This is a genomic window from Flavobacterium pedocola, assembly GCF_053764385.1.
The window spans coordinates 156,097-175,970 of record NZ_JBSNCR010000005.1 but is presented as its reverse complement, the minus strand read 5'-3'; the positions used below and the strand labels follow the sequence as shown (position 1 = coordinate 175,970).

At 38.8% G+C, this 19,874-nt stretch carries 19 protein-coding genes; 7 read left to right on the top strand and 12 right to left on the bottom strand.

Annotated elements, in window-relative coordinates; genetic code table 11:
• The first annotated feature begins 26 nt into the window (after nt 1–26).
• On the top strand, nt 27–1,214 hold the full coding sequence (locus tag ACWPKD_RS13145) for a M28 family peptidase (RefSeq protein WP_455413143.1): 1,188 nt from the start codon (nt 27–29) through the stop codon (nt 1,212–1,214).
• Between the two features lie 30 nt (nt 1,215–1,244).
• Here ACWPKD_RS13145 and uvrA read toward each other — a convergent pair whose 3' ends face one another.
• Nucleotides 1,245–4,031 (bottom strand): excinuclease ABC subunit UvrA, encoded by a 2,787-nt coding sequence (uvrA, locus tag ACWPKD_RS13140; protein ID WP_455413142.1) that lies wholly within the window; start codon nt 4,029–4,031, stop codon nt 1,245–1,247.
• Between the two features lie 320 nt (nt 4,032–4,351).
• Between uvrA and ACWPKD_RS13135 the strand changes: the two genes are divergently transcribed.
• Nucleotides 4,352–4,936, top strand: a complete 585-nt coding sequence (locus ACWPKD_RS13135) for an RNA polymerase sigma factor (RefSeq protein WP_455413141.1) — start codon at nt 4,352–4,354, stop codon at nt 4,934–4,936.
• Nucleotides 4,937–4,988: 52 nt separating this feature from the next.
• Entirely contained in the window at nt 4,989–5,132 is a 144-nt protein-coding gene (locus ACWPKD_RS13130) for a hypothetical protein (protein WP_455413140.1), read from the top strand.
• 115 nt (nt 5,133–5,247) lie between these two features.
• On the opposite strand, the gene nth is transcribed toward ACWPKD_RS13130, so the two are convergent.
• Nucleotides 5,248–5,901 (bottom strand): endonuclease III, encoded by a 654-nt coding sequence (gene nth, locus ACWPKD_RS13125; protein WP_455413139.1) that lies wholly within the window; start codon nt 5,899–5,901, stop codon nt 5,248–5,250.
• 71 nt (nt 5,902–5,972) lie between these two features.
• On the opposite strand from nth, the gene bcp reads away from it, so the two are divergent.
• Complete coding sequence (gene bcp, locus ACWPKD_RS13120) at nt 5,973–6,428, top strand: thioredoxin-dependent thiol peroxidase (protein WP_455413138.1); 456 nt, start codon at nt 5,973–5,975, stop codon at nt 6,426–6,428.
• A gap of 58 nt (nt 6,429–6,486) precedes the next feature.
• Here bcp and ACWPKD_RS13115 read toward each other — a convergent pair whose 3' ends face one another.
• Entirely contained in the window at nt 6,487–7,950 is a 1,464-nt protein-coding gene (locus tag ACWPKD_RS13115) for a TonB-dependent receptor (RefSeq protein WP_455413137.1), read from the bottom strand.
• An 84-nt stretch (nt 7,951–8,034) separates the two neighbouring features.
• Between ACWPKD_RS13115 and ACWPKD_RS13110 the strand changes: the two genes are divergently transcribed.
• From ACWPKD_RS13110 to ACWPKD_RS13100, 3 genes are read left to right on the top strand one after another with little or no spacing between them, the layout of a single operon-like run.
• Nucleotides 8,035–8,799, top strand: coding sequence for an MBL fold metallo-hydrolase (locus ACWPKD_RS13110; protein ID WP_455413136.1), 765 nt, complete (start codon nt 8,035–8,037; stop codon nt 8,797–8,799).
• A gap of 5 nt (nt 8,800–8,804) precedes the next feature.
• Entirely contained in the window at nt 8,805–9,308 is a 504-nt protein-coding gene (locus ACWPKD_RS13105) for a hydrolase (RefSeq protein WP_455413135.1), read from the top strand.
• Between the two features lie 44 nt (nt 9,309–9,352).
• The gene (locus ACWPKD_RS13100; protein WP_455413134.1) at nt 9,353–9,862 is read left to right on the top strand and encodes a hypothetical protein; all 510 of its coding nucleotides are present in this window, start codon (nt 9,353–9,355) and stop codon (nt 9,860–9,862) included.
• Between the two features lie 33 nt (nt 9,863–9,895).
• Here the strand turns inward: ACWPKD_RS13100 and ACWPKD_RS13095 are convergent, their stop codons facing one another.
• The 9 genes from ACWPKD_RS13095 to ACWPKD_RS13055 form a co-directional block, all read right to left on the bottom strand.
• A complete protein-coding gene (locus tag ACWPKD_RS13095) occupies nt 9,896–10,540 on the bottom strand; it encodes an alpha/beta hydrolase (RefSeq protein WP_455413133.1) in 645 nt (214 codons plus the stop codon).
• A 3-nt stretch (nt 10,541–10,543) separates the two neighbouring features.
• Nucleotides 10,544–10,870, bottom strand: coding sequence for a DUF4870 domain-containing protein (locus ACWPKD_RS13090; RefSeq protein ID WP_455413132.1), 327 nt, complete (start codon nt 10,868–10,870; stop codon nt 10,544–10,546).
• 5 nt (nt 10,871–10,875) lie between these two features.
• Nucleotides 10,876–12,129, bottom strand: a complete 1,254-nt coding sequence (locus ACWPKD_RS13085) for a dihydroorotase (RefSeq protein ID WP_455413131.1) — start codon at nt 12,127–12,129, stop codon at nt 10,876–10,878.
• Nucleotides 12,126–14,054, bottom strand: a complete 1,929-nt coding sequence (locus ACWPKD_RS13080) for a vWA domain-containing protein (protein ID WP_455413130.1) — start codon at nt 14,052–14,054, stop codon at nt 12,126–12,128. Before ACWPKD_RS13080 ends, ACWPKD_RS13085 begins: the two co-directional genes overlap by 4 nt.
• Nucleotides 14,055–14,110: 56 nt before the next feature.
• On the bottom strand, nt 14,111–15,457 hold the full coding sequence (locus tag ACWPKD_RS13075; RefSeq protein WP_455413129.1) for a DEAD/DEAH box helicase: 1,347 nt from the start codon (nt 15,455–15,457) through the stop codon (nt 14,111–14,113).
• Between the two features lie 93 nt (nt 15,458–15,550).
• Nucleotides 15,551–15,922 carry a response regulator transcription factor gene (locus ACWPKD_RS13070; protein WP_455413128.1) on the bottom strand — a complete coding sequence of 124 codons (372 nt, stop codon included), beginning with the start codon at nt 15,920–15,922 and terminating at the stop codon, nt 15,551–15,553.
• A gap of 52 nt (nt 15,923–15,974) precedes the next feature.
• Nucleotides 15,975–17,225 (bottom strand): YaiO family outer membrane beta-barrel protein, encoded by a 1,251-nt coding sequence (locus ACWPKD_RS13065; protein WP_455413127.1) that lies wholly within the window; start codon nt 17,223–17,225, stop codon nt 15,975–15,977.
• Entirely contained in the window at nt 17,222–18,655 is a 1,434-nt protein-coding gene (locus tag ACWPKD_RS13060) for a glycosyltransferase family 2 protein (protein WP_455413126.1), read from the bottom strand. Before ACWPKD_RS13060 ends, ACWPKD_RS13065 begins: the two co-directional genes overlap by 4 nt.
• Nucleotides 18,652–19,866 carry a hypothetical protein gene (locus ACWPKD_RS13055; RefSeq protein ID WP_455413125.1) on the bottom strand — a complete coding sequence of 405 codons (1,215 nt, stop codon included), beginning with the start codon at nt 19,864–19,866 and terminating at the stop codon, nt 18,652–18,654. Before ACWPKD_RS13055 ends, ACWPKD_RS13060 begins: the two co-directional genes overlap by 4 nt.
• Between the last annotated feature and the right edge of the window lie 8 nt (nt 19,867–19,874).

Sequence of the window (19,874 nt, the reverse complement as noted above, 5' to 3'; positions counted from 1 at the left end):
GAACCAAACTAACTTAACTAACTAAAATGAAATTACTTAATCGAAAAACATTGCTGTTGCTATCGGCGGTGTTTGGTTTGCAAATCACCACTGCGCAAACTTTTATTCAGGCCTATGCTGATGTGGTCAATCAGGCACAACAGTCAAACATTACCACCAATTTAACACAATACGAAGCTCTTGGGGTTAAAAGAAAAGGAACCGCAGCGCTTCAAAATACCCTTGATTGGATAAAAAATAAATACCTTAGTTATGGCTATACGGCTGGTCAGATGGTGGAAGACAGTTATTCTTATTCCGGATATACCTGCAAAAATTTAGTTGTAACAAAAGTCGGAACGCTTTACCCTAACACTTATGTTATTGTTTGTGGTCATTATGATTCGATAACAGGTACCGGAACTAATGATAATGGTAGTGGAACGGTAGTTTTACTGGAAGCTGCAAGATTGTTACAAAGCATTTCAACTGAATATTCTGTAAAATTTATCCATTTCAGTGGGGAAGAAGACGGACTTTATGGTAGTCAGCATTATGTTTCATCAGTAGTTAACGGTACAACACCAAAAATGGATATTCGTGTTGTGTTCAATATTGATGAGGTAGGTGGTGTTGCCGGAATGACAAATAACACTATTACTTGTGAAAGAGATACGGGAAGTCCAACATCGAATAATGCTGCTTCAAATACAATAACGAATGAGCTTATTACATGTGTTGGTTTGTATTCGCCCTTAAGCACCTATTTGAATTACGCTTATGCTTCAGATTATATGCCTTTTGAAGAGAATAACGAGATTATTACCGGTTTTTTTGAGAAAAATGAGTCGCCGCACCGTCATACTTCAACGGATTTATTAGTAAATATGGATCCGGTTTATGTATATAAGATTTCGAAAGCTACAACCGGAGCAACGATGCATTTTGCACGTGCAAATACGACCTTGTCTAATGATGACTTTAATGCAGATTTTCAGATAAGCTTTTTCCCAAACCCGACAAAAGGGAAACTGAATATCAATTTGGGGACATTGACCGATGCAAATTATGCTTTTTCAATTGTAGATATCAATGGTAAAAATGTTTTCAATAAGTCATTTTCCAATGCCAGACAGATTGAAACGCTGGATGTTTCACAATTAAGCAGTGGAATTTACATGGGTGTTCTGGAATCCGGAGATAAAAGAATAACCAAGAAGTTTATTATAGAATAAAAAAAAGACCTCTAATTGAGGTCTTTTTTTTTATAGTTTATCTTTTAAGTAATGTCCGGTAATCGATTTAGCGTTTTTGGAAACTTCTTCCGGTGTTCCGAAAGCGATAAGATTTCCACCGTTTTCACCACCTTCCGGGCCAATATCAATAATGTAATCGGCACATTTGATTAAATCCAGGTTGTGTTCGATTACTACTATTGAATGACCTTTCTCAATCAAAGCATCGAAAGAAGCTAATAATTTCTTGATGTCGTGGAAATGCAATCCGGTTGTAGGTTCATCGAAAACGAACAGCGCTTTTTCTTTCGTAGCTCCTTTCACCAAAAAGGATGCGAGTTTAATACGCTGTGCCTCACCGCCGGAAAGGGTAGAAGACGATTGTCCCAACTGAACATAGCCTAATCCCACATCCTGCAAAGGCTGTAACTTCTGGATGATTTTCGTCTGTTTATGAGTATTGAAGAATTCAATGGCATCATCAATGGTCATCGTTAGGATATCATCAATATTCTTACCTTCGAAATTTACTTCCAGGATTTCTTTTTTGAAACGTTTTCCGTTACAGGTTTCACACTCCAGGTGCACATCGGCCATGAACTGCATCTCGATGGTTACTTCACCTTCACCTTTACAGGTTTCACAGCGTCCGCCATCAACGTTGAACGAAAAATGTTTGGCCTGATAGGCGCGCATTTTCGACAATTGCTGTTTGGAAAATAAATCACGGATATCATCATAAGCCTTAATATACGTAACCGGGTTGGAACGTGAACTTCTTCCGATCGGGTTCTGGTCTACGTATTCAATGTGTTTGATCAGGGAATAACTTCCGCCTAAATCGGTAAACTGACCTGCTTTTTCACCAACACCTTCCAGTTTCTTCTGAAGGGCAGGGAACAATATTTTCTTGACTAAAGTACTTTTTCCGCTTCCCGAAACTCCCGTGATTACGGTTAAACATTCTAAAGGAAAAGTAACATTGATGTTTTTTAAGTTGTTTTCACGGGCTCCGATAACATCCACATGGTTTTTGAACTTACGGCGTTTCTTCGGAACTTCGATTTCCATTTTTCCGTTCAGGTATTGTGCGGTCAGGGAATCGGCTTTCAGAATTTCTTCGTAAGTGCCTTGAGCTACCAATCGTCCGCCAAAGGTTCCTGCTTCCGGACCGATATCGATAATCATGTCGGCCGCTTTCATGATGTCTTCGTCGTGTTCTACAACAATTACAGTATTACCCAAATTGCGTAAATCTTCCAAAACTTTTATAAGGCGTTCCGTGTCTTTTGGATGCAAACCGATACTTGGCTCATCCAGAATATACATCGAACCTACCAAACTGCTTCCTAAAGATGTCGCCAGATTGATGCGCTGTGATTCTCCACCGGATAATGTTGCCGAATTTCGGTTCAAAGTCAGGTAGTTCAGTCCCACTTCATCTAAAAAGCGCAAACGATTGTTGATTTCCAGTAAAAGACGTTTAGCAATTTTTTCGTCGTATTCGTTCAAGGTCATGCCTTTGAAGAATTCAATCAGGTTTTTAATCGGTAAATCGACTAAATCCGAAATGGTTTTTCCGCCTACCAAAACGTAATTGGCTTCCTGACGCAAACGTTTTCCTTTACAGACGTTACACTTGGTTTTGCCTCGGTAACGGGAAAGCATTACGCGGTTTTGAATTTTATAGTTTTTCTCTTCCAATTCCTGAAAGAAAGCATCCAGACCAACAAAATATTTGTTTCCTTTCCAGATCAGAGCCTTGTGTTCGGGAGATAATTCAAAAAACGGTTTGTGAATCGGAAAATCGAAATGATGACTGTTGTTCACCAACTGATCGCGGTACCAGCCCATGCTTTCGCCTCTCCACGGATAAATGGCGTTTTCGTATACCGAAAGTGCTGTATTTGGAACCACAAGTTCTTCATCAATCCCGATAACGTTTCCGTAACCTTCACATTTCGGGCAGGCACCGTAAGGATTGTTGAAGCTGAACAAATGGATGTTCGGTTCCAAAAAGGTAATGCCGTCCAGTTCAAAATTATTACTGAAGGTGAATTTCTTATCCGAATTGAGTTCCTGCAGATAACATTCGCCTTTTCCTTCGTAGAAAGCAGTTTGTACAGCATCGGCCAAGCGGTTGAAGAATTCCTCTTCTTCTTTTACCACGATACGGTCGATAATCAGTAAGACGTCTTTATTGTCTAACGAATGCTGATCGATTTCATCTAAACGAACCATATCGTTGTTCACCAGAATACGGGCAAAACCCTGTTGTAAAAGGACTTTCAGTTTGTCTTCCAGTGCTCGTCCGGCTTCCAGATGAATAGGGGAAAGGAGTAACCATTTGCTGTCCAGGTCGAAGTTTTTCACCTGAGTGATCACATCGGTTACGGTATGTTTTTTCACTTCAAGGCCTGAAACCGGCGAAAAGGTTTTCCCGATTCTGGCATAAAGCAGTTTTAAATAATCGTAAATTTCCGTAGAAGTACCCACCGTCGAGCGCGCATTGGTGGTGTTTACCTTTTGCTCGATGGCAATGGCAGGCGCGATTCCTTTGATGTATTCTACTTTTGGTTTGTCTAATCTTCCTAAGAACTGTCTTGCGTAGGATGATAAGCTTTCCACGTAGCGGCGTTGGCCTTCCGCATAAAGGGTGTCGAATGCCAGACTGGATTTTCCTGAACCCGAAAGCCCGGTAATCACCACAAGTTTATTACGGGGAATCGCCACATCCACATTTTTTAAATTGTGAAGTTGCGCTCCTTTAATGATGATATTCTTCTTAGGTTCTAGTGTTGTGATGTCGGTTTGCATAGCAAAATTCAATGAATTGCAAAGATAGTCAAAAACCAAATTTCAGGGAATTTGTTTACACAATATTACGTTGTAAATAACGTAAATTGCTTAAAATCAGTAAAAAGCCTAAATTTAATTATTTTTAGTTTTTTCATCGGATTTTTAAGGTTATTGTCTTAAATATTGTTAAATTTTCAAAATTAATTTGTGAGATAAAAATATTTATTGTTATATTTGGGTATCACTAATTGCAAAAAATAACATTCGCCTATAGGATAAAAATACTTTTTAGAGTTGTAAAGACTTAATTCCCAAACCAAAAACTAAAAGGTATTATTATGGCTAATGTTGTACTTCCGGACGCAGTCCTAGTGAAAAATTATGTAGGTGGAGACGAAATTGCTTTAGCTACATTAATCGAAAGACACCAATCTAAGATTTATGGTTTTATTTATTCGAAGGTAATGGATCGTGACGTTACCGAGGATATCTTTCAAGACACTTTTATTAAAGTTATCAAAACTTTAAAGACGAAAAACTATAACGAAGAAGGTAAATTTTTGCCTTGGGTAATGCGTATTTCACACAACCTGATTGTGGATCATTTCCGTAAAACGAAAAAGATGCCGTACCACAGAGAGACTGAGGAGTTTTCTATTTTTTCAATCATGTCGGATAACAGTCCGAATATTGAGAATAAGATCATCACCGAACAGGTAGAGGTTGATTTACAGCGATTGATTAACGAACTTCCCGACGATCAGCGAGAAGTGTTGGTAATGCGTATTTACGACGACTTGAGTTTCAAAGAAATAGCCGATATTACTGGGGTTAGCATCAACACAGCCTTAGGAAGAATGCGTTATGCTTTAATGAACTTAAGAAAGGTTATCGAAAAAAACCAAATTATTTTAACCAATTAAACAATATTTATAAAATACTTGCGTTGTTGTTATATAATTTAAATGTATAGCAATGGCAAAACTCTACTCTAAGAAGAAAAAAGCAAGTCCCAAAATGTCACCTAGGAAGGAAACGGTTAATTTTTTACTCAGCTATTCGAAAGCCCTGAGTATTACTAAAGTGGGTGATTTAGTTTTTGAGAATATTGCTAATTAGGGAAATGCCTCGAAGTGTTAATTTCGAGGCATTTCTTCGATCTGTACTAATTGAAAACCGCAACATCGCAGTGTATCTGTGAGTTGCGGTTTGTTTTTGAAGAATCGTTAATGAATTATTTGCCTTTATAATATTCCTCCAAAACCGATTTTCTGCCCAGTGTTTTGGTGATTATATCTTTCTCAAGATTCCAGCCACGTGCCGGTGAATATTCTCTTCCGTACCAAATAATCTGAAGGTGTAAATCGTTCCAGGTTTCTTTAGGGAAAATACGTTTGGCGTCTTTTTCGGTTTGTTGTACATTTTTTCCGTTTGACAGGTTCCAGCGGTACATCAGACGGTGAATATGGGTATCGACCGGAAAAGCAGGAACACCAAAAGCCTGGCTCATTACAACACTTGCGGTTTTATGACCTACAGCCGGTAACGCTTCCAAAGCTTCAAAACTTTGGGGGACTTCACCGTTGTGTTTTTCGATCAGAATTTGGGACAGGCCGTGAATTCCTTTTGATTTCATTGGTGAAAGCCCGCACGGTTTGATGATTTCCTTGATTTCCTCCACTGATAATTTTACCATATCATAAGGATTATCGGCTTTGGCAAATAACAACGGTGTGATTTGATTCACCCGAACATCTGTACACTGAGCGGAAAGTAAAACGGCTACTAATAAAGTATAAGGGTCTTTGTGATCCAGCGGAATGGGTATTTCCGGATATAATTCATTTAAAGTAGCAATTACGAATTGTACTTTTTCGTCTTTGGTCATTTTTTTTATGTTTATAAAATGTGCAACTTTGAACAAAATTAAACTTTAAACATTCCAAACAAAAAAATAAGATGACTACTTTACAAAAAGGTGATAAAGCACCGAACTTCTCCGCTGTTGATCAAGAAGGGCTTACACATAAACTATCAGATTATAAAGGAAAAAAGCTAGTCGTATTTTTTTATCCGGCAGCCAACACACCGAGTTGCACGATAGAAGTTTGTAATTTAAGAGACAATTATTCGGAACTTATCAGTAAAGGATACGAGTTATTGGGTGTGAGTGCCGATACCCAGAAAAAACAATCCAATTTCAAAAATAAGTTTGAGTTGCCTTTCCCGCTTTTAGCTGATGAAGATAAAAAAGTAATTGAAGCTTTTGGGGTTTGGGGGCCAAAGAAATTCATGGGTCGCGAATTTGACGGCATCCACAGAACGACTTTTGTAATCAATGAAAAAGGAATTATTGAAGAAGTAATCGCAAAAGTAAAAACAAAGGAGCACGCTGCTCAGATATTAGGTGTTTAGTAAAAAGTGTTCAGTGGTCTGTTAGTAAATTACAGACCACTGATTACTGCTTGTATTTTTAAACTTCTTCAAGTTGTTTTTTCTCACCAAATCCGAACAAATTGTTTTTTTTAATCAGTTCGGCAATACCTTCCGGCAGCATATCTTCCCAACCGGATTTTCCTTTGGAAATCATTTTCAGTACTTCTCTTGAGAAAATTTTAAGGTGATCCTGGTCGAAATCGGTGATATCCAGTACTTTTCCGTTGTAAGCGAAGAATTTGTACAATTCTTTCATACGAGGGTGCACTTTCAGGTTTTGTGAGTTGATGATTTCTCCGTTTTCTTCCATCGGATACAGGAACACTTTTAAATCACGGTAGAACAATTTACCGAAAGCTTCCAGAATGCCGCCACTCAAATGACGGTAGTATTTCTCGTCAAAAATATCAATCAGGTTGCTTACTCCCATGGCTAATCCCATGCGGGCTTTAGTGTATTCGGAGAAGTATTCCACCACTTTGTAATATTCCTGGAAGTTGGAAATCATTACGGTTTGTCCTAAGGAGCACAGTAATTCCGCTCTGTCCATGAAATCGCGCTCGTCAATTTCACCTTCGGAACGTAAATTGGATAAGGTAATTTCAAAAACCACCAAAGTATTTTCTTTTTCTACTTTTTTCTCCTGAAGGAACATCTCCAAAGACTTCTCGTACATGTCCATGTTCACTTTCGTTACCGGTCTGAAACTACCACGAAGCGCAAGGATATTTTTTTTGTAAAGTACTGCGGCGGGTAAAACGTTGTTCCCGTCCGGACCGAACATTACCGCGTCTGTCATTCCGTTTTTAACCAATTGCAAACTCATCAGACGGTTGTCAACATCTTGGAATATAGGTCCCGAAAAGTTGATGGTGTCGATTTCCAATTGATCTTTATCTAAATGATCGTATAAGTATTTTAATAATTTCTTAGGGTCTTTGTGTTTGTAGAAAGCTCCGTAGATAAGATTAACCCCAAGGGTTCCAAGGGTTTCCTGTTGTAACTTCGAATCGTTTTCCTTGAAACGGATGTGCAGCGTAATTTCGTTATACTCTTCACCCGGATCTACCTGAAATTTGATTCCAACCCAGCCGTGTCCTTTGAATTGCTTGGCAAAATCAATGGTAGCAACGGTATTGGCGTAACTGAAGAATAATTTTTCAGGATGTTTTTCACGGCCTAAACGTTCTTCGATTAAGCGTGTTTCGTGAGCAAGCATTTTTTTAAGACGGCTTTCCGTTACATAACGACCATCATCTTCCACACCGTAAATAGCGTCACTAAAATCTTTATCGTAAGCGGACATCGCTTTCGCAATAGTTCCCGATGAACCTCCAGCACGGAAAAAATGGCGTACAGTTTCCTGTCCGGCACCAATTTCGGCAAAGGTTCCGTAAATGTTTTTGTTAAGATTGATTCGTAAAGCTTTGTCAGCAATAGCAGGAACGTGTTCAATAATTCGGTCCCCTTTTAATATCAGTTCTCCTTCGGTAATCTTCATGATTTCAATAGATATTGACAAAGTTAACAAAATAGCTATTTTTACAAAAGATAAATAATTCTATTTTTGTAAAAAATCATTCTTTTGAAAGTATATTTTCTCGGTACAGGCACTTCACAGGGAATTCCGGTTATTGGAAGCACAGATCCTGTGTGTTTAAGTCAGGACAGTAGGGACAAACGATTACGGGTTTCGGCCTTAATTCGTTGGGACGACTATTGTTATGTAATCGACTGTGGCCCGGATTTCCGTCAGCAAATGATCAATGCTAACTGTATAAAGTTGGACGGAATACTGTTTACCCACGAACATGCCGATCATACCGCTGGACTGGATGACATCCGACCGTACAATTATCGTCAGGGTGATGTTCCTCTTTTTGCTCAGGGAAGGGTGTTAAAGAGCCTGAAGGATCGTTTCGGCTATATTTTTGAAACGGAAAACCGCTACCCGGGGGCGCCATCGGTACAGGCAAATGAAATTATTAACGATCAGCCCTTTTCCATCGGTAATAAAACCGCAATTCCAGTAAAAGTATGGCACGGAAGTTTGGAGGTGTTAGGATTCAGGATTGATGATTTTGCGTATCTTACGGATGTGAAAACCATTGATAAAGAAGAAATTGAAAAATTGAAAGGCCTGAAGGTTTTAGTGGTGAACGCCCTTCGCGAAGAACCGCACCCGACGCATTTCAATTTGCAGGAAGCCTTGGATTTTGTGCAGTTGATCAAACCTGAAAAGACCTATTTTACTCACATAAGCCACAATTTAGGTTTTCATGCTGAAGTAGAAAGTAAACTTCCTGAAAATGTGTTTTTAGCTTACGATAATTTAGAAATTACTATTTAATATATATGAAAAAAGCAGTTTTATACCTTTTTATTGTTTCGTTGTTGTTCAACATTTTTCAGTACATGAATTCGACTAAAATACTGAAAACACAGAGTAAAGAACTCGTAAATTGCGATGACAAAATCAAACAGGTCAGAGATTCTTCCAATATTGTTTATAACCAAATGCTGGATGCTAATTATTTTTCACTGGAAATGGATGATGAATCTAAGGATTACCTTGAAAATTACAGCATTCCGGAGTTAACGGAGCAAATAAGAAATGAATTGTTGTCTTTGAATGATGCGCCTAACGGTAATCGTTTAGTGCCTTATGACCCAATTAACGGTAATAAGTTTATCATCAATAAGTTTAAAATCCTGAACCACAGATGGATTATTGCCGATGTGTATTCCGGAACCATTCGCGGTGAAATCCTGATCAAATATTTTTTAAATGATGGAAAACCAACGGATTTTGAAACTGTGGAAACAATTTTGCACCAGCCAAGAAAACCAGTACAATAAAAATTCTTAGATTTGAGTTTTTAATTTTTTATCAGATTCAGATTATGAGAAGAACATTACATATAGTTTTTGCACTTTCGTTGCTTTTGGCTTCCTGTGACTTAATTCTCAAAGATCACAGCAATGATGATACGGGGAAATCCAATGATGAGAAAGTTGTTTTGGGGGCAGATAAAGATGAAAAAGGATGTGTGACATCGGCAGGTTACATGTGGTCGGATCTTAGAAAAAACTGTATTCGTGTTTTTGAAGAAGGATATCGTTTAGCCCCTTATAAAGATCAGGCTGAAGCGGAGGAAGAGGACAACGAACAAGCAACTTTAAATGCCTATGTGATTTTCAATGAAGAGAAAGATAAAGCAGAATTGTTCTTACCTAACAACAAAAAATCCGTGCTTTTGGAAAGAGAAAGTGAAGGCAAACCTTATGTTAGTGGGGAATGGATGTTAGAAACCTGGAAAGGCTATGTGCTCAAACAAAGGAATCAGATACAATATGTTTCCGCTGTTGCAGAACTAAAGAAATTTGTCGGAAGTGACAAAGCTGAACAATAAAAGAAAATCCCGCTGTTTGGCGGGATTTTTTATTTAAGACTGCAGCCAGTTTTTAAAATCGTAGAAGTTTTGCGGGGCAACGCCGTGGCCAACCGGATATTCTTTGTAAACCGCTTCTAAGCCAAGTTCTTTAAGAAATTCAGGTGCTTTTCTGGCCCAATCTACCGGGATAACCTGATCAACGCTTCCGTGTGAGATAAAGAATTTTAGTTTTGAAATAGCTTTGTTTCTGAAGTTTTCATCAATGATGTCCAGATTCAGATAGCCGCTTAAGGCTACCACACGTTGTACTTTCTCAGGATAAGAAAGTGCTGTGGCGTAACTCAAAATGGAACCCTGGCTAAACCCTATCAAAGTTACTTTTTCAGGATCGATCGGATAATTTTCGATTAGTTCATCAATAAAACCTGCAATCAGATCGCGGGATTCCCTTGCCTGGTCGTTATCGGAGAACTTGTTCTCATCCGCATCAAAATGAATAGCGTACCAAGCGTTTCCATAAGGCGGAAGCGAATATGGCGCTCGGGCGGAAATTACGTAATATTCTTCCGGTAATTCGCTGGCAAAAGAGAACAAATCCTCTTCGTTACTGCCATAACCGTGCAATAAAAGCAATAAAGGGTTTTTGTCCAATTTTACTTTAGGTTCTCTTACGAGATGATATAGTGAAAAGCTCATGAATTATAAATTTTTAAACCAGTCCTGGAAGTAATTTCCAACGAGAGGAACAATTTTCTGTTCACCCTGAATTGCTCCAATCAATCCGAATACCCAAAGAACAACAAAGAAAATATAAAAAGCGGAAGAAACCCCCCAGTTGTTAAAATATCCTATAAACCAGCCGATTATATAAAACATAAGGTTGATTCCTAGTGCCTGACGAATATGAAAAGCTGCAAACGTATTTTTCTTTTCGTTATTCATTAAAAAGGCAATGATGGTACCGATAATGGTAATATAGCTGATAATAGCTGTTGTTTTTCCCTGTTCGACTGTATTGTTTTCCATGACGATTAGTTTAAGATTAATTGTCCGTTATTGTAAATTCCGTAGGCACGACCTTTCATCGGTTGCCCTAAGAACGCGGAATTTTTAGATTTAGAAATAATATTCTCTTTGGAGAATTCCCAGGCACCATCAGTTGTGAAAAGAGAAAGACACGCTTTGTTACCTTCTTTGATTGCAACTTTTTCAATCCCGAAAACCGATTTACCGGCGGTTAATTTTTCAATGATAACAGCCGTTGGTAATACATTTTGCAAGGCTCCGAAAGCACTTTCCAGACCAATTGTCCCGTTTTTGGCATTGTCGAATTCCATTTTTTTCAGTTCGATATCCATCGGGTTATGATCAGAAGTAATCATATCGATAGTACCATTTAAAACCGCATCGATTAATGCTTTTCTGTGGTTCTCATCGCGTAGGGGCGGCGTTACTTTGTATCTTGAGTCGAATCCGTTTAAAACTTCGTCAGTCAATACTAAACTGTGAACCGCTACTGAACAACTAATTTTTAAACCTTTTGCTTTTGCCGCTCTAATCAATTCCACCGATTTAGCCGATGAAACCGTCGGAATGTGTAATTTACCACCAGTGTATTCCATTAAAAATAGGTTTCTAGCTACTTCCAGCTCTTCTGCTAAAGAAGGAATCCCTTTTAAACCCAATCTTGTGCTTACTAAGCCTTCGTGTACTACGCCGCTTCCTTTTACGGTTTTGTCCTGACAATACGCAATCAGTAAACCGTCAAAATCCTGCACATACTGCAAGCCGATTTTTAGAAGATTAGCATTGTCCAGATTTTTATTGTAATCGCCAAAAGCAACAGCTCCGGCATTTTTCATGTCAAACATTTCGGCTAAATCCGTTCCCTCGCTGTTTTTGGTGAAAGCGCCTATCGGATGCAATTGCGTCGCAGCACCGTTTGCTCTGTTCAATACAAAACTTACCTGTGACTGATTGTCGATAACAGGTTGTGAATTCGGTTGCAAGGCTACGTTTGTGAAACCGCTTTTGGCTGCAGTGGTCAATCCGTTGACGATGGTTTCGCGGTCTTCAAAACCAGGCTCTCCGAAAGAAACTGAGGAATCAAACCAACCTTGTGAAATATGTAAATTCTCTAACGCCACAACTTCAAAACCATTTTCCGCTGAAAGATTCTGACCAATATTTTTTATAATTCCGTTTTCAACTTTTATATCCATTTTTTGGTTGTGAAACGGGCTTTCTGTATCGATTATCGTTGTGTTTTTAAAAATTACGTTCATTTTACGAATTTTTGGATTAGTAGTTCAAGTAGTAAAAATAGTAGTGTTGCGATGATGAAATATTTCCAGATTTCATTACCGGTCCGTGCCGAATGAATATCGTCAAAAACTGTGGATACCGAATTCACGGAAGTAAAAGCATCAAATAAATTATCGTTGACCTGACTTAAATCACTTTCGGTACGCGCGTGGTTGAAACTGATATTTTTCAGGTTTTCTTTGTTTTTTAAGGCCGAATAATTTCCGGATGTTTCCGGATAATCCCCGAAAGACAACTTGATTTTGTTGTTCAGGATCTGTTGCATTGGAATGAAGTCGGAATTGTCATTGGCAATGGTTACCACTTCATCTTTCGATAATAAAACATCCAGAATAAGGTTTTGGTTTTCTCCGATGATATAAGCCGAAATCCCGGTTTTCTGATTGTTTTGCGCCATGTTGTAAAACGTCGGTACAATCAACGGTGAATTCTGGAAATTGCTGTTGGTTTTGTTTACGGGTGCCGAAAACAGGTAAAAATGACCAATTTTATTAGTTACCGATCCCAAGAAAAACGATTGGTCGGCGTAGCTTAAAATAGGAGCCATATTTCCGGTAAAGGTAAAGGCTGAGTTTACTTTCGGATATTGGAAATTGTCGGTTTTCTTTTCAAAAACGGTTTGGTACAACGGATGGCTGAACGCGATTTTGGTAATCTGTTTTTCCTGATTTTGAAGCGATCCGGTTTTCAATCCCGTGAAATTGCTCAGGAAAGTATTTAAGTTTTCCGATGAACTTACAGACGAAGGAATCACTACAATGTTTCCGCCTTTAGCATAAAAATCTTTAAGTGTCGTGATAAGTGCCAGTGGGATTTCTTCTAACTCATTTAAAACCACAGCGTCCTGATTTCCAATGGTGTTGTAGTTTAAGGAACTTAATTCGGTATTGGTGAAATGGAATTCGTCTGCGGTGTAAATCCGGGTAAGGAATTCGTTTTTGGCCGCTTCTCCAATTACGGTCACATTAGATTTTTTAGGTTTGGAAATACTGAAATAAAAGCTGTTGTCGTAAGCAAGGCTGTTATCTTCTATGGCAACATATCCGTGGAAATCTTTCTTTGGCAGAGTGAAAGTAACCGATTTTTTATTGGATTCCGGTTTTACAACTGTTTTGGCGATCAGGTTTTTACTGTTGTAGACCGACATCGGTATGTCATTTTCGATGTCACCGTAAGCCGAAACATCCACTTTTATTTCATAAAAATTGTCCAGATGTTGGCTGATGGAAACATTGTCGATGGAAACATTGTTTTTGTTTTCCGCTTCAGCAACCAGGCTGTAGACTGATTTTCGTTCTGAAAGCCGTTGCACATCTTTTTGATTCGTGCCTACTGCATCCGTAATGACTACAATGTCAAGAGGAACGTCGTGTTTTTTCGTTTCGATTTTCGTCAGCAGGAAATCCAACTGAAAAGGTGTCGAACTGTATTGAAGGTTCTGTAAATCTTTCTGAAGTGATTTGATATCGGTATCCCAGAAGGTTTCAGTATTGGTTACCAAGGAAAAACGTTGGTTCTCGGGAGTATTTTCTAATAAATCCTGAACTGCGCGTTTCAGTAATTCGCCTTTGCTGCCTTTGGCCTGCATCGAAAACGAATTGTCTAAAATAATAACCATTTCGTTGCCGGTGCTTTCGCTATCTTTGGCTTTAAAGTAAGGTTGTGCAAAAGCAAAAATAAAACAGGCAAGCAACAATAAACGTGTCGCCAACAATAACCATTTCTTGATGGTCGAGCTTTTACGGGTTTGAATGGAAAGTTCTTTAAGGAGTTTGACGTTGGTGAAGTACTCTTTCTTAAAACGTCGTAACTGGAATAAATGCACTAAAATTGGTATCACCAACAGAAACAGGAAATACAGGATTTCAGGATGTTTGAATTGCATTTAGTTTAAAGATTTTTCAAAGATAATTAAATTAGAGTAATTACTAGTCACTAGAATTATTTCTTCTTTCTTTTTGCTGCACGTGTTCTCTCCACACCGCGATTGGTCGGTTTGGTTTTTCTCGGATTACGTTTTCCGGGACCTCCAAGGTTAACCTTTTTGTTTTTTTCTGATTTGTCGTGGAAGGCTGCTCCACCTTCTACTTTTGGTTTCTTTAAAAGGAATTTTACTTTTTTCTTTTCCTTTTCGAATTCAAGGCGTTTTTCTTCAATTTTGATAGAAGCAGGAATTTCAAGGATTTCCAATTCTTTTTCCATTAAAAGTTCAGCTTCCACCTGAAATTCTTCTTCGGTTGGGGAAATTAAACTGATGGCAATTCCTTCTTTGTCCGCACGCCCGGTTCGCCCGATACGGTGAATATATTGTTCCGGCACTTCCGAAAACTGTAGGTTGACAACGTGTGTAATATCTGAAATGTCTAAACCACGCGCCATGATATCGGTCGTAACAATTCCCCGGATTTCACCATTTTGGAAAGTTGCCATGGTGTTCAAACGGTAATTCTGCGATTTGTTGGAGTGGATTACCCCGAACTGACCCGGGAAATCTTCTTCCAAAAGATCCATGGCAATATCGGCCACTTTTTTATTGTTTACGAATACCAAAAGACGCTCCATGGTTTCGTCTTCGGTCAGTAAATGCTTTAATACGTTAATTTTCGTAAGGAAGTTAGGAACATGATAAACGGTCTGTCTGATTTTTTCCAACGGCGTTCCTGAAGGGGCTAACGAAACTTCTTCTGGAAAATCGAAAAAGTCTTCCAGGATTTCATCCACTTCATCGGTCATCGTTGCGGAAAAAAGAATGTTCTGGCGTTTCGGTTTCATCATCGAGAGGATGGAAGTCACCTGAAAACGGAATCCTAAGTTCAGGATTTCATCGAATTCGTCGATAACCAGTTTTTGCATTTCATCAAAACGAACCACATTGTCCAAAGCCAAATCCATGATACGACCCGGAGTTCCCACTAAAATATCCACGCCTTCGTACACCGAAGTTTTCTGCGTATTGATGTTTACACCACCAAAAACGCCCAGCACACGAACGGACATGTATTTGGTCAGTTTTTCAACTTCTTCGGCTACTTGAACCACTAATTCACGGGTAGGTACCATAATCACCACTTTTGGGGTATGGGTGGGGGTAAATTTCCATTGTTTTAAAATGGGAAGCAGGTACGCATAGGTTTTACCGGTTCCCGTTTGGGCAATCCCCATCATATCACGTCCAGACATAATCACCGGAAACGAACGCTCCTGAATAGGCGTAGGGGTAGTTACACCGATTTCGTCGATGGCTTTCTGTAAGGATTTTGGTAGGTTGAATTGCTCAAAACTGTTCATAAAAACGGATATTTTCGGCAAAGATACGATTTCTGGGCCAGTTATCCGTATTTCGAATCAGTTGAGTGCTTTATAGGGCAAAAAGGAAAGGCTTTATACCAGATTCGGTTCTAATAACGATTTTACTTTTGTCAGGATTTCAGATGGATCGAATGGTTTTGCCAGAAATTCATCAACACCTAAATTGAATACCTCGGTAACGGTCTGATCTTCTTTGCCTAATGAAGAAACCATTAAAATAGGCGTGTCCGGATAGTGGGTTTTAGCAAACATAGTGATTTCCAGGCCTGACTTATAAGGCATTATGATATCGGTTATGATAAGATCCGGGTTAAGTTGGCTTATTTTTTCAATGCCTTCGATCCCGTTTTGGGCGATGTGCACTTCAAAGCCTTCTTTTTTAAGCAGAAAGTTAATGATGTTGGAGATAATCTTGTCGTCGTCGATGATCAGGATTTTTTTCATGGTTGGTTGTTGTTGGGTTGAGAGTTGTTGTTGGTTGAGAGTTGTTGTTGTTTTAGAATTTGTATTGTAAGGATAAAAACAAATCGTATTCATCCTGGTAATTGTCCGGCGCATATTCCTGACGGTTGTACATGCCTTGTATTCCAACGCAGTAATGCTGCCAAAGCAAACGGTAATAACCGGCTCCGATACGGTAAGAGTTTAAAGCGATTCGCTGTTGGAATTGTCCAAGTGTCACGCGTTCGTCCGGAGAAGTTCCGTAGCCAGCTATTACAGTGGCATAATCAAATTTGGTGTCAAAATAGTAACGCGCAGTTCCGATAAAAGCCGGGTACATTTTGTCCTCTTGCCATTGCAGATACGATTTCAGGTTCAGCCAATAGGAACCTGTATATTTTCCGATGCCTACTACTCCGGCATATAAATCTTTATCGGTTGTTTTGGTGTAACGGATACCCAAATCTCCTTCCCAGCCTTTTCCTAAATTGCGGAAATAAGAATAAGCGATTCGGAATTCCGGAAATACTGTTTTATCTCCAACGGCGATGTTGGCAAAAGAATAACTTTTTGCACTGTTGGTGAAATAGGTTTCAAATTCGTATTGCAAACCGTTGCTCAGGCTTTCACCGAAGTAATGTCTGTCGGCATAATTTATCCTGCCGATTAAGGTTAGTTTTTTTCGTTCACGGATGTATTGCAAACCCACCAAATGCCAAGGACCGATTCCGTCCCGACTGAAAGTAGTATAGTTGTAATTCACGCCGATACGATCTGAAACAGATTTGAGTTTAAGCTCCTTGATTTCGTCCTGAAAACGTTTGTCGTGCGGAAATTTTTCAGCCAGTTTGGACAGATATGCTATCGTTTCTCCATCATCATTTTTTGTTTTTATGGCTTCGGCTTTCAGGATGTAGAATTCCTTTTCATCAGGATAATTCAAAATTCCGTTGTCGATTACGGTATTGGCTTCGGAAACCTTTTTTTGTTCCAGTTCCAGTTTTGACAAATACAGAAAAGCGTCTTTGTATTTAGGATTTTTTGTGATGACATGATTGAAGTAGTAGCGTGCGCTGTCAATCGCTTTGTTTTGCCAATGCGCTCTTCCTAATAACAGATGGAAATCAAGATAATCCGGTGCTTCTTTTATACCGATATGTGCCAGTTTTATAGCTTTTGACACCTCTTTTTTGACATTCAGTTCATTTGAAGCTTCCTTTAAAAGACTATCGGTATCTACTTGCTGCGCGTGCAGAGTGATATTGAAAAATAGGCTGATACTGATTAAAAAAACTATTCTTTTCACGCCGGTTGATTTGAATTGATGAATCCTTTTCGCGACATCACACCCCATTTCTGTTTCTTTCGGAAGAAATAATTCCAATAGCCTTTCCATGAGGTGTAAATGGTTATCGGATGGTAAAGGAATGGCTCTAAAAACACCATGGCTATCAGCGTCAAAATTTCTTTGATGCTCGAATAATGGCGGTAAATGAGCTGATCCAACAGTACCGAAATAAGGGTAATTGTCGTATAGAACAGATAAATAAAAATGCTGACAATCAGCAAAAATTCATAGTTAATATCAAAAAACAAAAAGTCCAGTAGTAAAACCACCAGTCCAACAACTTCCAGGACCGGTACGGCAAATTCAAACAACACGAAATAAGGGAAGGCCAGCATCCCGGTTTTTCCGTATTTGGGGTTAAAAAAAACATTCTTGTGAAGGGTAAGGGTTTGTATCAAACCTCTGGACCAACGGGTACGTTGTCGCATGAACAATTCCAAAGTACTTGGAACTTCCGTCCAGCAAAGGGTTTCCGGAATGTATTTGATCAGGAAATTTTCTTTCCTCTCGTGCATGTATTTGCGCATGCGGGTAATCAGTTCAATGTCTTCTCCGAGCGATTTGTGCCAGTAGCCACCCACTTTTATCACTGTTTCCTTATCGAACATACCTAATCCGCCGGAAACTAAAAGCAAGCTGTTCATACGGCTCCAGGCCATTCTTCCGAAGATGAACGATCGGATGTATTCCAATTCCTGAAAACGCGAAAAGAAATTGTCCGGATAATGGGATTTGTAAAGTTCCCCATCCTTGAATTCACAGGAGTTGGAAATACGGATTGTTGCCCCTGTTGCAATGACTTTTTCAGTGTTTTCGATGAAAGGTTTTGCTAACATCGCGATGGTGTCTTTGCGTAAAATACAATCCACATCGGTACAAAGGAATAACGAATATTTGGCAGAATTGATTCCGGCATTTGAAGCATCGGCTTTACTGTTTCCGTTTTCTTTGTCGATTACCAGAAGTTTTGAGTAGATCGGGTTGGTCGATTTGTAATGGCCTCTTACCGGTTTGGTTTTTATTTTTTCCTGATAGAAGAAATCGACTTTTATCAGGCTGAATTCCTCAATCAGCAATTCCAGCGAGTTATCGGTACTACCATCGTTAATAATGATAACTTCAAACTTCGGATACACTTGTGCCAGTAAGGATTTTACATTGTAAACGATAGTTGCTGATTCATTAAAAGCCGGGGCAATCACTGAAACGCCTATGGTATGATTGGATTTTATCAGGACATCCTTATGCAGGTAATATTTTGAATTGTAATATTTCTTGATCGCGAGATAGGAAAGTACCGCCAGAATCAGGTAAAGCGCCACATAACTTATTGAATAATAAGCGGCAAAAATTTCGTAGTACTTTATAAAGGATGCTGCTGTTTTCAATTCAGATAAGGGTTTTTAACGTGTAAGGCAATCTTATGAATAAGGCTATTCTCAGCTTGATTATCAGTGCTGTAGTTATCAAAAAAGGATTGATCCAGTTTGTGGATACAGCTAACGATTTCAAATTTGATTTCCAGGTCGGTTTCTTCGGGCAGCAAGGTTTTGGCAAATTCCAAGGTGGTTCTATCCCCGATTACGCCAAGGGTTTTCAGACAGGAAATCTTGTTTCGTTTGTGGTTTTCTTTCGGATAATGGGCAATTAAATTCTCATTAGCATCTTTGATGACCAGTTCCCTGATAGCCAAAAGCGTTTCTTTTCTCACCAGTACATCATCATGAAGTAGCAAATAGGAAAGTTGCGGAAGCGTCAAATTCACCTTGTAACGGATCATCAGTTTCAAAGCCAAAAGCGTCACCGAATGATTTGAATTGTAAAGCCACTGCTCAATGTTTTTTGGTATTCTGGATTGTTTCTGATAGATGATGTCCAGGATTTTAAGTTCATCCGCCCTTGAAATAGTTTCCGGATAGTTGTCCAGAACCCCGAATTTTTCATCGGATAAAGCAATAACCGCAATTAAGGCATTGGAACGCAGGTACTTGTTTTTGCTTTTTAAGAACGACTTCATATAGCCTTTCTTGATCTTATAATCCAAAACCTGATAATGGTAAATACCCAAGGATTTGAAATACCAGCGTTTGTCATTAATCAGTTTCTGACTGTATTCCTGAAGACCGAAATATTTGTACATCAGCAAAATACGGTTTTTGTGAAGGCCGTGAAGATTTTGTTTGAAATGAATCAGTTTGTTAAGAATCAGGTAACGGCACCATTTTTCTTCGTAAGGAATTGTTTTCTTAAATGCCGCTATTCTGCTTTTGATTTCATCCGCCTCAAAATCCAGGAAAATCATTTCAGTAAGGAAATTGTTCAAAGTGGCATCAATTTCTTTTCTTTTTACGTCCAATTGTTCCGACCTGTAACGATTTGATACCAGTGCAAAAATCAAAAGCCCGATTACTGAAATAAGAAAAGGGATTATGATGAATTTCAGTAAATTATAGATAAAAGCAGCATTGAAATATTCCTCTAAAAAGGTAAGTTTAATGGTGTTAAATTTTGCCAAAAACAGGTCAACAATCTGAATACCGATTTCCGGGATTTCATTCAGAATAATATCTTCTAAAAAGACAAGTAGTAAATCGACCATTAAAAAAA